Origin of the sequence: Gillisia marina, assembly GCF_000258765.1 — a bacterium.
GTDB classification, from domain to species: domain Bacteria; phylum Bacteroidota; class Bacteroidia; order Flavobacteriales; family Flavobacteriaceae; genus Gillisia; species Gillisia marina.
Genome location: NZ_AJLT01000003.1, coordinates 22,438 through 35,107, shown reverse-complemented (window position 1 = coordinate 35,107; position 12,670 = coordinate 22,438). Strand labels below are relative to the sequence as shown.

The window sequence follows — 12,670 nt, the reverse complement described above, 5'->3', positions numbered from 1 at the left end:
GCGAACATGCTTAGCAAAGGTTTAAGAGACGAAGAGAACCAAAAGATCAACGAGCTTGTTGGGAGATTAATCGACTTGGAATTTGTTCCTGAGTTTTATGAGAGCGAACAACGCTCTAAGGTAAACGGACTCCTATTTGACCAGCTAGGTTTTAAAATCTCAGATCTTGAAACTTGGTATTCTGAAGAATTGCTAGTAAAATTAAAAGAGCTGAATTTCGACTTTTCAAATCTGGAGCAGTTTGGAGATTTTCTCTTAAATATTATTCCTTTTGAAGACGAGCAACATGCGTCGCATTTGGCAGCATCGGCAGTAGCTATTTTCGAATATATTCAGAAAGAGAGTAAAACTTTCTCATTTAGTATTATTCAAAAAATAAATCAAGCAAAAGCATTAGAATAAATTCAGCATGAAAAATAAATTCTTCCAATACATTCAGCAACTTCAAGATACTATTACCTCTAAATTAGAAGAAGTTGATGGTTCCGGGAAATTCAAAGAAGATCTTTGGGAGCGTCCGGAAGGTGGTGGTGGAAGAACTAGAGTTATAGAAAACGGAGCTGTTTTCGAAAAGGGTGGCGTAAATATCTCTCAGGTTCATGGCCCGCTTCCACCTGCAATGCAACACTATTTTAAGGTGGGAGAGGTAGATTTTTTCGCTTGTGGCTTAAGTTTGGTGCTTCATCCAAAAAATCCGATGGTTCCTACGGTTCATGCAAACTGGCGCTATTTTGAGATGTATGACAAGAGCGGAAAAATAATAGATAGCTGGTTTGGTGGAGGACAAGATCTTACTCCTTATTATTTATTTGATGAAGATGCTAAACATTTTCATGAGATCTGTAAAAAAGCCTGTGATGCCCATAATCCAGACTTTTATGCTGAATACAAGCAGAAATGTGATGAATATTTCTGGAATGCACATAGAGACGAAGCTCGTGGAATTGGAGGTTTATTCTTCGATTATTGCAAAGCTTCAGAAGAAATGAGCATGGAAGACTGGTACTCATTCGTGACCGAAGTGGGAAATAGCTTTTTAGCATCTTATGTTCCTATAGCCGAAAAACGAAAAAATTTAGCATATTCCGAAGCGCAAAGAACTTGGCAAGAAATAAGAAGGGGTCGCTATGTAGAATTCAACCTAGTACATGATAAAGGCACTTTGTTCGGTTTAAAAACCAACGGAAGAATAGAGAGCATCTTGATGAGCTTACCACCACATGTGCAATGGGTTTATGATCATCATCCAGAGCTTGGAAGTGAAGAAGAACGACTTTTAGAAGTATTGGCAAAGCCGAAAGATTGGATGGCATAATTTAAATTATAACAAATGAGTTTTCCATCAGAATTTTATAACTACTTAGAGAGTCACCCCTTAATTCAGATAAAAGGAGGAACCGAAAGAGACAGCTTTTTAAATATCTGGATGGTAGAAGTGGAAGGCAGAATTTTCGCCAGGTCTTGGAATAAAAGTGCTAGAAGCTGGTTTACAGAATTTCAAAAGACTGGTGTTGGCGAGATAAAATATGGTAGCGATATAATTAATGTTAAAGGGAAAAAACTTGAAAAACAAGATCCTTTTAATAAGCTAATAGATCAGGCCTATCTTTTAAAATATACCCGTCCAGAAAAATTAAAATATGCTATAGGTATATCTCAACCAGAATATGCCGATTATACCATGGAGTTTTTTCCAGCCTAAAACATAGTCACCCTATTACCTTCCAAATATTAGATTTGGACAAGACTTATTAATAATCTTTAATTGAATGAGCATGTATCCATTAAGAAGAAATAGAAGATTACGCACCTCTGAAGTTGTAAGAAGCTTGGTGCGCGAAACCATTATGAGCCCAAACGATTTTTTAGTGCCATTATTTGTGGTTGAAGGGAAAGGCGTAAAGGAAGAAATTGCTTCTATGCCTAATTATTATAGGTTCAGCTTAGATCTTTTAGAAAAGGAAGTGAAAGAGCTTTGGAAAATGGGGCTTAAATCGGTTTTGCTTTTCGTAAAAGTGCCTGATAATCTAAAGGATAATTCCGGGACTGAAGCTTTAAATGCAGAAGGCTTAATGCAACGAGCAATTAAAACGGTGAAGAATGCAACGCCGGAGATGTTGGTAATGACAGATGTTGCCTTAGATCCTTATTCTTCCTTTGGTCATGATGGTGTGGTTGCAGACGGAAAGATCATTAACGACGATACAACTGCGATCCTAGCTGAAATGTCGCTTTCTCATGCCAAAGCCGGTGCCGACTTTCTTGCGCCAAGCGATATGATGGATGGAAGGATCTTCGAAATTAGAAGTTTGTTGGAGGATGAAGGTTTCCATGACACTGGAATTATGAGTTATTCTGCAAAATATGCTTCCGCATTTTATGGCCCTTTTCGAGATGCTTTAGATTCTGCTCCGGGCTTTGGAGATAAAAAAACCTATCAGATGGATCCTGCGAATAGAGAAGAAGCCATTCGGGAAACCCTGATGGATATAGAGGAAGGAGCCGATATTGTAATGGTAAAACCGGGATTGTGTTATTTGGATATTGTGAGAGACATCAAGGAGGCGGTACATGTTCCGGTTGCAGTTTATCAAGTCTCGGGAGAATATGCTATGATAAAAGCAGCTTCAGAAAAAGGATGGTTAGATCATGATGCGGTGATGATGGAGCAGTTAACTGCGATTAAGCGTGCCGGCGCGAATATGATCGCCAGTTATTTTGCAAAAGATGCTGTAAAGTTACTTTCTTAAGACGCTATAAATTATTGCCAAAAAAATATTCGCGAATTTACTTTTAATGTACATTTGTTAAGTGAAAATCAATAAACTACATACTGTTTCTTTATTGTTGCTGATTGCATTTCTGAATGCCTTTAGTGCTGTTGCATTTTCATATCCTTCAGAAGACTTGGATCTCGATTCGAGAAATTTCGATTACCTGCAAGGAGATCAGAATAAAAGAGCGATCCTCTTTGAAGAAGCAAATATTTCGACTTCTTATGAACAAGAGACTTCCAATGAATTGTCAGCTTCTGGTACTATACCCGAACTTCAATTTTCACAATTTATTTTAAGCAAACTTTCAGGGGGGATTAATTATTGGTCCTATACACCGAATTCAAGACAATTACTTTCACAACAAATATTTCCATTTCAATTTTTTTGGTGATCATAATTTTTGCTGAATTATAAGTAGAAAATTATTCTATTTTAAAATCGAGAACAAATTCTACGCATTCAGCTAATTCGAAGATTACAATCAATTAAATTTTGAAGGTCCTTAAGTTTTATTCAAGGAGCTTCATAATCGCAACTTAATATTATATAAAAATGGAAAATTCATCTGTCCTTATGGCATCGGTTTACTGATTCTATTTGTAGGTCCAATACTTTACATAATCGTAGCGCACGCTACCAAAGAAAAAAGAATTTTAAAATTATTAAATAATCTAGCCTCACAACATCAAATGAAATTAGATCAAATTGAAGTTACAAATTCGTTATTATTGGGTCTAGATAGTAACACCAAAAAGTTTTTAGTTATAGATCCAAAAGATCACTCAAAATATGAGGTGATCGATCTAAAAAATGTGAGTAAGAGTTTGGTATCTAAATCCGGTCATCAGCAAAAAATCGGAAATAAAAGCAAATTAGCTTTAACCCATATAGGCTTAGAATTGCTTAGAAATAATTCCGCAGAAAAAATAAAAGAAGTGGTCTTTTATGACGAAGACGATAATGATAGTCTGGATGCCGATGCGCAGCTTTTTATCGCAAATAAATGGGATAATTTGATCCGTAAAAATTTGTCTGCTTAAGTTTATATTGTTGATTTTTATATGAATGCTGCTGAAAGATTTCTTTTGGCAGCATTATTTTTATTATCTCCACGCCCGCGCTACCAAATTATATGAAAGAATCCTTAATTTAGAGTTCTAAAATGAAATTTAACCATGGAATTACTTATTCTTTATGCTGTTTTGGCTATTTTTTTCTCATTTCTATGCTCTGTTTTAGAAGCAGTTTTACTAAGCATCACGCCTACCTACATTCGGGTTAAAAAAAGAGAAGGAAAAGCTTATGCCACTACATTAAAGCATTTTAAGAGTAATATAGACACCCCTTTAATTGCCATTTTAACTCTAAATACGGTTGCTCATACCGTAGGAGCTATTCTTGTAGGAGTTCAAGCCGAGAAAGTTTTTGGTGGCGGCGGAAACTCGGTAGGGATCGTTTCTGCTATTATGACTTTGGCTATCTTAATTCTTTCAGAAATAATTCCGAAAACAATTGGAGCAACCTATTGGCAATCGCTAGGGAAATTTACTGCTGTAATTTTACAGATTTTAATATTTCCGTTGAAATACACCGGAATCCTTTGGTTAATGTTGCTCACTACTAAATTAATCGGGAAATCGGCACATGTAAGTACCATGAGCCGGGAGGAATTTTTGGCAATTACCGATGCTGCTGAAGAAGAAGGCTTTTTTGAAGAAAATGAAACGACCGTTATTAAAAACCTATTAGTGTTTAAGTCGGTGTTGGCAAAAGATGTAATGACACCGTTTACTGTTGCTACCATCGAGAATGAATCTACCACCATTGAAGAATTTCATAGCGCTAATAAAAATCTAAAGTTTTCCAGAATTCCAGTTTATAAGGACAAGCCCAATAATATCTCCGGCTTTGTACTTAAAGATGATATTCTTGAGGAAATAATCGATGAAAAAGGCCAGCAACCTTTAAGTATCTTAAAAAGAGATGTTTTTATCACCGATCGAAACACCCCGATTCCGGAACTTTTTGAGATCTTTATTAAACGAAAAGCCCATATTTCAATAGTAGCCGATGAATTTGGAAATACCATAGGTTTGGTAACCATGGAAGATATAATTGAAACGCTTCTAGGACTTGAGATTATGGATGAAAGCGATCATATTGAAGATATGCAACTCATGGCAAGGCAAAACTGGGAAAAGCGCGCTAAAAAACTCGGTCTTATTCAGCAAAATGATTCTGAAACAAATTCTCCTAAAAATGACGACCTCAATTAAAACCCCTTTAGGAATCTGTAAAATTACAGGTGATGCACTTGGGATAAGTAAAATTGAAATTTTAGAGCAGGAAGATTTTCAGCAAGAAGAGATCCCAAAAGAATTGGAAGTTGCTGTAGAACAATTAAAAAGATATTTTTCCGGAGAATTAAAGGATTTTACTATTAAAATGAATCCATCTGGAACAGAATTTCAAAAACAAGTCTGGCAGGCCTTAAATAGGATTCCTTACGGGGAAACTCGATCCTATTTAGAACTTTCCAAAGAACTTGGTAATGTGAAAGCTATTCGTGCTGTTGCTGCAGCAAATGGAAAAAATCCTTTATGGATTGTAACCCCTTGTCATCGCGTGATAGGAAGTGATGGTTCTTTAACCGGTTATGCCGGCGGACTATGGCGTAAAAAGTGGTTGTTGGATTTTGAAAATCCTCCATTGCAACAAGAACTTTTTTAAAGTTTTATCTTCAAACAAAAAGCCCTAATTTTAATAACTATGAAGTTACTCTTAAAAATTATCGGCGGGTTTCTGGCTTCTATTCTTTTAGTGGTGGTTCTACTATTTATATTTGATTACGATTATATACTTAAAGGAATACAGGTGGTCTATTTCCAGGGCCATAAAACAGCTTATATAGACGATTATACAGAATTTGAAAATAGAGTAATTGAGTCTGGAGAAAATTTTGAGGAATGGCCTTTAAGCAAAGATTATAATACCGCAACAGCAACAGAGCGCCTTCAGGAAATAAATGAAGAATTGGAAACCGTCGCTTTTTTAATCATAAAAAATGACAGTATCTGGTATGAGAATTATACGCCAGGTTATGGCGTAGATTCCAAAACCAATTCTTTTTCTATGGCAAAATCCATTACGGTAGCACTGTTAGGTAAAGCAATTAAAGATGGATATATTAAAAGCTTAGATCAGCCGGTGGGAGATTTTCTGCCAAAATTTAACAAGAAAAAGCAGGCAGATTTAACAGTTGGGGATCTTGCAGCTATGTCTTCTGGCCTTAATTGGGATGAAGATTATTACAATCCTTTCTCTCAAACCGCAAAAGCATATTTTGGCGATGATATTAGAAAAGAAGCATTAAGCTTAAAAGTGGTTGACGAACCAGGAAAATCCTTTAAATATTTAAGTGGGAATACCATTTTACTAGGAATGGTAATAGAAAAAGCTACAGGACAAGAATTATCCACCTATTTAAGTGATAGTTTTTGGAAGCCTTTGGGGATGAAGGAGGATGCTTTTTGGCAATTAGATAGTGAAGAAAGCGGCATGGAAAAAGCCTATTGTTGCATAGCGTCTAATGCCCGTGATTTTGCCCGATTTGGAAAATTATTTAAGGATCATGGAAAATGGAACGGAGAACAATTATTGGATTCTGAATTTGTAGCAACTGCAACCAAACAGCGGTTTGAGGATTCTCCACAATATGGCTACGGGTTTTGGCTAAGTGATTATAACGGGAAAGAGATCTTCTGTATGCGGGGGATCTTAGGCCAATATGTAATTGTAATTCCTGAAGACGATCTTATAATCGTGAGGTTAGGACATCAATTAATTCGCAGGGAAGAAGGAGAAAAACACGCAAAAGATTTCTTTATTTATATAGATGAGGCCTATAAAATGCTAGCTAATGATTCAAAAACTACATCTTGAAAACATTCTGTTTCTGGATATAGAAACGGTTCCTGAAGAAAAGAATTTTAAGGATCTCGAGAATGTTAAACAGAAGCTTTGGGATGATAAATCCAAATATCAGCGGAAAGAGGATTTTACTGCAGAAGAATTTTATGATCGTGCAGGTATTTGGGCCGAATTCGGAAAAATCGCCTGTATTTCGGTGGGTTTTTTCACTTTTAAGGATGAAAAAAGGGCTTTTAGAATTACTTCTTATAAGGGAGAAGAATTACAGTTACTACAAGATTTCTCGCAACTTTTGACCACTCATTTCTATAAACCACAACATGTGCTTTGCGCCCATAATGGGAAGGAATTCGATTTTCCATTTCTAGCCAGAAGAATGATCATTCATGGTTTGACACTACCTTCTAAATTAGATCTCTTCGGAAAAAAACCATGGGAAGTGCCACATTTAGATACGTTAGAATTATGGAAATTTGGCGATTATAAACACTACACTTCTTTAAAACTACTCACCAATGTCTTGGGAATTCAAACTCCAAAAGATGATATCGATGGCTCCGAGGTTCGGGATGTTTTTTATGAAGAAGGAAACATCGATAGGATTGTTACCTACTGCGAAAAAGATGTAATTGCAATCGCACAAGTTATCTTAAAATTCAGGCAAGAAAAACTTTTAGAAGATGCTGAAATCATTTCGGTTTAAATCTATGATTCTATAGGCTTACAAAAAAGTAGTTTTTTTATTCTCATTATTAGAAATTAAAAGAGATTTCTTAAATCTTGTTTTCCAATAATTGCCATTATTTCAACCGTGTTTTCATTTAACCTGTAATAAATACTATCGGAGCCGCAAACACAACGCCTATATCCTTCTTTCAAAAAATCGACTGCTTCAAATGAAAAAGGTCTTTCTGCAATAATCTCAAAATATTCAAAAAAGGTGTAGAAATATTTATCAGCCTGAGCCATTCCGAATTTTTTCACTCCATATTGATGAATTCGTATTAGATCATCTTTAGCTTCATTGCTTAGTATATATTTAGGCATTTTTGAGTAAAGACTTTGACTGATTTAAAATCTGATCTTTACTATCCTTGGTAAATCCACTATTTTCAGCTTTTTCTAATTTAGCCCTTACCCAATCAATCTCTACTTGTTGTTTTCTAGCTTGCCTTATTAGATCATTGACTAATTCGCTCTTGCTGGAATATTCTTGAGTGTCTAATTGATCTTTTAGCCATTCATCATTTGGTTTTGTAAATGAGATGCTTTGTCGTACCATGATATTTGTGTTTGGTGTAAATTTACATCAAATATACATCACGCGCAAGTTCAGAGTATTACGTATCAATAACATTCCAATACAAAAAAAAACCGCCCTTTTCAGGACGGTTTTCTCAGAATTATATAAATTAATTATCTCTACAAATCAAACTTGATTCCTTGCGCTAAAGGCAATTCTGTAGTGTAATTAATAGTATTTGTTTGCCTTCTCATATATATTTTCCAAGCATCAGATCCAGACTCACGTCCGCCACCGGTTTCTTTTTCACCTCCAAAGGCTCCACCAATTTCAGCTCCACTGGTTCCAATATTCACATTGGCAATACCACAGTCAGATCCGTTAACAGATAAGAAATGCTCTGCCTCTCTTAAATTATTGGTCATAATTGCAGAAGAAAGTCCTTGGTTTACTCCGTTTTGTACTTCCAAAGCATCTTCAACACTTCCGGAATACTTCATCATATATAAAACAGGAGCAAATGTTTCATGCTGTACGATCTCGTATGAGTTCTGTGCTTCAGCAATTGCCGGTTTTACATAACAACCGCTTTCAAAACCTTCACCTTCTAATACACCACCTTCAACAATGATCTTCCCGCCTTCTTCAACAACTTTGGTTAAAGCGTTTTGGTAATTTTTCACAGCATCTTTATCAATTAGTGGCCCTACGTGATTATTTTCATCTAAAGGATTCCCAATACGCAATTGCTTATAAGCAAAAACGACCGCCTCTTTCACCTTATCGTAAATAGAATCGTGAATAATAAGTCTTCTGGTAGAAGTACAACGCTGTCCTGCAGTTCCTACAGCACCAAATACAGCTCCAATAACCGTCATTTTAATATCGGCATCCGGAGTTACAATAATCGCATTGTTTCCACCTAATTCTAATAATGATTTTCCAAGACGTTCTCCTACTTTAGAAGCAACTATTTTCCCCATTCTAGTAGAACCGGTAGCAGAAATAAGCGGAATTCGCTTATCTGTAGTCATCATTTCTCCTACTTTATAATCTCCTGTCACTAAACAAGAAATTCCTGCCGGCACATTGTTTTCTTCAAATACTCTAGCTGCTATTTTCTGACAAGCTACAGAAGTAATTGGTGTTTTTTCAGATCCTTTCCAAACACAAGAATCTCCACAAACCCAAGCCAAAGCTGTATTCCAAGCCCAAACAGCCACCGGGAAGTTAAAAGCAGAAATAATTCCTACTACTCCAAGTGGGTGGTATTGCTCATACATTCTATGTCCAGGACGCTCAGAGTGCATTGTCAAGCCGTGTAGCTGGCGAGATAATCCAACCGCAAAATCACAGATATCTATCATTTCCTGAACTTCTCCTAAACCTTCTTGGTAAGATTTTCCCATTTCGTAGGAAACCAATTTTCCTAAAGGTTCTTTTAATCTTCGAAGTTCTTCATTAAATTTTCTAACTACTTCTCCACGCAATGGTGCCGGCATGGTTCTCCAGGATTTAAATCCTTCGGTAGCCGCAGTCATCACTTTTTCGTAATCCTCTTTCGTGGTAGTTTTAACTTTTCCTATTAAAGAACCATCAACGGGAGAGTAAGATTCAATAATTTCCCCACTTCCAAAAAATTCTGTTCCGGTAGAAGTTCCTTCATTTACATCTGTAATTCCAAGGTCTTTTAAGGCTTGTTTAATACCAAACTTTTCTGCTATATCACTCATTTATCGTGTTTTTGTCTATTATAAAATCTAATTGTCGCGAAAATAATAAATATTACAGGAAACCCATCCTTAATACACTTTCATTCTCTACGATTTAATAAAACGCTCGTCTACAGGCATCACCGTGCCACATTTATCACAGGTCCGCAATTCTTTGCTTCCATAGAAATTTTTAAAATGGCCCAAGAAATCCTTTTCTATATCATGCAAAGGAAAATAGACTTCGTGCAGTTTATTATTGCAGTTATCGCAAAACCATAACAATCCATCTTTTCCTTCTTCTCCCAAGCGTTTACGCTCTACCACAAGGCCGATAGAGCCTCATGCCTTACTGGGGAATGCGGTACTTTTCCGGGGTGTAAATACATATCTCCGGGACCCAGTTCCATGGTTTTTTTCTCTCCCTCATCCTGTACATGTATCTCTATTGTTCCTTCTAACTGATAAAACAGCTCCTCTGTTTCATTGTAATGATAGTCTTTCCGGGCATTTGGGCCCGCAACAATCATCACAATATAATCGTCACTTTCCCTATATAAATTCTTATTTCCCACCGGCGGCTTCAGCAAATCCCGGTTTTGCGCTACCCATTTGGTAAGGTTAAAAGGCTTATTTATTGGCATAATCTCTCAGTTTAAAAAAGTTGTTTAAAATTAATCAATCTGTCACACAAAGTAGTGAAGCTTATCTAAATGTTTTGGGCGTATGCCCTTAGCGGGCACCGCGCTATTCGTTGCAAGTCCTCGTCCCGATCGCGATAAATGTCGCGATCGAGTCTGCGGGCTTTCCACTGCTATCGCTTACGCAAAAAGTCATTTTTTATAATTTTGAAATGCATTTATTAGAGCTATTATTAATTTCAGTACTTTTAATTAAAACATTTCAATATCTAAATTCATGAAAAAACTATTACTTCTTCTTTGCTTAGCCTTATTGGTTGCTTGTAATTATGCGACCGAAGAAAAAAAACCAATAGATAAACCCCAGAAGAAAACAACTTCAGATAAAGTAGAAACCGACAATTTTGGAATTGTAATTCACGGAGGCGCCGGAACTATTTTAAAAGAAAATATGACCGACTCTATGGAAATCGCTTATAAAGAAAAACTAGAAGAAGCGATTCGCGTAGGGCATGAAATCCTTGCTAATGGAGGAACGGCTATAGATGCCATCCAATCTACTATAAATATCTTAGAAGATTCTCCACTATTTAATGCAGGAAAAGGAGCGGTATTTACCAATGAAGGAACCAATGAAATGGATGCTGCCATTATGGATGGAGAAACCTTAAATGCAGGGGCAGTTGCAGGAGTGACCACCGTGAAAAATCCAATAAATTTAGCATTTCAGGTAATGGAAAACTCTCCACATGTGTTGCTTTCCGGTAATGGAGCCGAGCTGTTTGCAAAAGAACGCGAACTAGAAATCGTGGAACCTTCCTATTTTTATACAGAAAACAGATTCCAATCGCTTCAAAAAGTAAAAGAAGCCGAGAAAATGAAAGCCGATACTACCGACAATAGAACTGCTTTTTACGATCCATATATCAAGGAATCCAAATTTGGAACCGTAGGTTGTGTGGCTTTAGATAAAAATGGAAATATTGCCGCAGGGACTTCTACAGGGGGAATGACCAATAAAAAATGGAATAGAATTGGAGATGTGCCAATTATTGGGGCAGGAACTTATGCAAATAATGCCACATGTGCAGTTTCTGGAACCGGATGGGGAGAATATTTTATGAGAGGCGTTGTAGCTTACGATATTTCAGCAATGATGGAATACAAGAAAATGAGTCTGGAAGAAGCCGCTAAAAAAGTGATCCAAAATAAGTTAACAGAACTTGGTGGAGAAGGCGGAATAGTAGCCATAGATAATAAAGGAAATATCGCAATGGAATTTAATTCTGCCGGAATGTATCGTGCCGCAATGAACAAAAAAGGAGAACTTACTATTGGGATCTATAAAGAAAATGAGAAAGTTGAAGAAGAAAACGAGTAATCACAATTTCATATAACAATTTAAGCCCCAATAATTTGGGGCTTTTTTTTTATGCTATAATTAACGAATAGGCGCGACAACTTTCTAGGGTACTTGGAAAGTTAAAAGTATCTTTGCCGACTTAAAATTTTGTGCATTTAATACCCTAGCTATGAATAGAATCGTTTTCACTTGTCTTTTGCTTACTGCATTATTTCATCAAACCAACACCTACGGGCAGCGCTTAACCAGAGAACAAGTGTATGATACTATTAAGGAAATGCCTTCATTTTCTAGTTATCAGGATAATTATTTTATAAGCGGGGTGCCAACGAACAGGGCAATTACTAAAAATAATTCTGATATCAAATACCAAATCAGTTTTAAGCAATTAATCTCCAGAGCTACGCTACCATTAAATAGTTACTTATTTTTAACCTATTCCCAGAAAGCTTTTTGGAACGTATATAGCAAGTCTAGTCCTTTTGAAGAGATTAACTTTAATCCCGCAATTGGTTTGGGGAAACCTGTTTTTAATAAGGAAGGGAACATATTTGGCCTTACAGAATTAAAATTTGAGCACGAATCTAATGGAAGAGACAGTTTAGATAGCAGGAGTTGGAATAGAATTACCGGAGCTTTTCATACTCCAATTGGTAGACGCACAATTTTAAGTGTGAAAGCATGGCTACCCATCGCCTATACTGAAAATCATCCGGATATTCTGGATTACGTAGGTCTTGGGGAAGTTAAAGTAGAACAAACCATTATTAATAATAGATTGATTGCAGATTTAACGGTGCGAAAAGGGCTTAAAGGCTTAAAAGGAGCTGCCTCTGCAAGGGTTTTATATAAGCTTTTTAATAACTCAGGGAATCAGTATGTGATGTTAGAATGGTTTGCCGGGTATGCAGAAAGTTTAATAGACTATAATAAATACTCCAGCATGGTGCGAATTGGGTATGTAATTAAATCTACAGATCTGGATATTTTAAAATCCAAATAGG

At 36.4% G+C, this 12,670-nt stretch carries 15 protein-coding genes and 1 pseudogene; 12 read left to right on the top strand and 4 right to left on the bottom strand.

Going from position 1 to position 12,670, the window contains the following annotated elements; genetic code table 11:
- Positions 1-6: 6 nt before the first annotated feature.
- The 10 genes from ON07_RS00940 to ON07_RS00895 all read left to right on the top strand — a co-directional run bounded on the left by ON07_RS00940 (position 7) and on the right by ON07_RS00895 (position 7,410).
- Positions 7-402 (top strand): hypothetical protein, encoded by a 396-nt coding sequence (locus ON07_RS00940; protein ID WP_010227443.1) that lies wholly within the window; start codon positions 7-9, stop codon positions 400-402.
- 7 nt (positions 403-409) lie between these two features.
- Entirely contained in the window at positions 410-1,315 is a 906-nt protein-coding gene (gene hemF, locus ON07_RS00935; RefSeq protein WP_010227441.1) for an oxygen-dependent coproporphyrinogen oxidase, read from the top strand.
- A 15-nt stretch (positions 1,316-1,330) separates the two neighbouring features.
- On the top strand, positions 1,331-1,702 hold the full coding sequence (locus ON07_RS00930) for a DUF2255 family protein (RefSeq protein ID WP_010227439.1): 372 nt from the start codon (positions 1,331-1,333) through the stop codon (positions 1,700-1,702).
- Positions 1,703-1,775: 73 nt separating this feature from the next.
- Entirely contained in the window at positions 1,776-2,750 is a 975-nt protein-coding gene (gene hemB, locus ON07_RS00925; protein ID WP_010227437.1) for a porphobilinogen synthase, read from the top strand.
- Positions 2,751-2,811: 61 nt separating this feature from the next.
- Positions 2,812-3,168 (top strand): hypothetical protein, encoded by a 357-nt coding sequence (locus tag ON07_RS00920; protein ID WP_029331286.1) that lies wholly within the window; start codon positions 2,812-2,814, stop codon positions 3,166-3,168.
- A 298-nt stretch (positions 3,169-3,466) separates the two neighbouring features.
- The gene (locus tag ON07_RS00915) at positions 3,467-3,817 is read left to right on the top strand and encodes a hypothetical protein (RefSeq protein ID WP_010227434.1); all 351 of its coding nucleotides are present in this window, start codon (positions 3,467-3,469) and stop codon (positions 3,815-3,817) included.
- Positions 3,818-3,952: 135 nt separating this feature from the next.
- Positions 3,953-5,053: a CNNM domain-containing protein gene (locus ON07_RS00910; protein WP_010227433.1), complete on the top strand. Its 1,101-nt coding sequence runs from the start codon at positions 3,953-3,955 to the stop codon at positions 5,051-5,053.
- Positions 5,037-5,507 (top strand): methylated-DNA--[protein]-cysteine S-methyltransferase, encoded by a 471-nt coding sequence (locus tag ON07_RS00905; RefSeq protein ID WP_010227432.1) that lies wholly within the window; start codon positions 5,037-5,039, stop codon positions 5,505-5,507. Before ON07_RS00910 ends, ON07_RS00905 begins: the two co-directional genes overlap by 17 nt.
- Before the next feature lie 39 nt (positions 5,508-5,546).
- A complete protein-coding gene (locus ON07_RS00900; RefSeq protein WP_010227431.1) occupies positions 5,547-6,719 on the top strand; it encodes a serine hydrolase domain-containing protein in 1,173 nt (390 codons plus the stop codon).
- Positions 6,697-7,410 carry a 3'-5' exonuclease gene (locus ON07_RS00895; protein ID WP_010227430.1) on the top strand — a complete coding sequence of 238 codons (714 nt, stop codon included), beginning with the start codon at positions 6,697-6,699 and terminating at the stop codon, positions 7,408-7,410. The genes ON07_RS00900 and ON07_RS00895 overlap by 23 nt, the downstream gene beginning before the upstream one ends.
- A 56-nt stretch (positions 7,411-7,466) precedes the next feature.
- Here ON07_RS00895 and ON07_RS00890 read toward each other — a convergent pair whose 3' ends face one another.
- The 4 genes and pseudogenes from ON07_RS00890 to ON07_RS14050 all read right to left on the bottom strand — a co-directional run bounded on the left by ON07_RS00890 (position 7,467) and on the right by ON07_RS14050 (position 10,306).
- Positions 7,467-7,754, bottom strand: a complete 288-nt coding sequence (locus ON07_RS00890) for a type II toxin-antitoxin system RelE/ParE family toxin (RefSeq protein ID WP_010227429.1) — start codon at positions 7,752-7,754, stop codon at positions 7,467-7,469.
- Positions 7,747-7,989, bottom strand: a complete 243-nt coding sequence (locus tag ON07_RS00885; protein ID WP_010227428.1) for a ribbon-helix-helix domain-containing protein — start codon at positions 7,987-7,989, stop codon at positions 7,747-7,749. The genes ON07_RS00890 and ON07_RS00885 overlap by 8 nt, the downstream gene beginning before the upstream one ends.
- Positions 7,990-8,129: 140 nt before the next feature.
- Positions 8,130-9,683, bottom strand: a complete 1,554-nt coding sequence (gene amaB / locus ON07_RS00880; RefSeq protein WP_010227426.1) for an L-piperidine-6-carboxylate dehydrogenase — start codon at positions 9,681-9,683, stop codon at positions 8,130-8,132.
- A gap of 87 nt (positions 9,684-9,770) precedes the next feature.
- Positions 9,771-10,306, bottom strand: a pseudogene (locus tag ON07_RS14050) (3-hydroxyanthranilate 3,4-dioxygenase).
- A 274-nt stretch (positions 10,307-10,580) separates the two neighbouring features.
- On the opposite strand from ON07_RS14050, the gene ON07_RS00870 reads away from it, so the two are divergent.
- Positions 10,581-11,684 (top strand): isoaspartyl peptidase/L-asparaginase family protein, encoded by a 1,104-nt coding sequence (locus ON07_RS00870; protein WP_010227425.1) that lies wholly within the window; start codon positions 10,581-10,583, stop codon positions 11,682-11,684.
- Between the two features lie 151 nt (positions 11,685-11,835).
- Entirely contained in the window at positions 11,836-12,669 is an 834-nt protein-coding gene (locus tag ON07_RS00865; RefSeq protein WP_010227423.1) for a phospholipase A, read from the top strand.
- Position 12,670 lies beyond the last annotated feature (1 nt).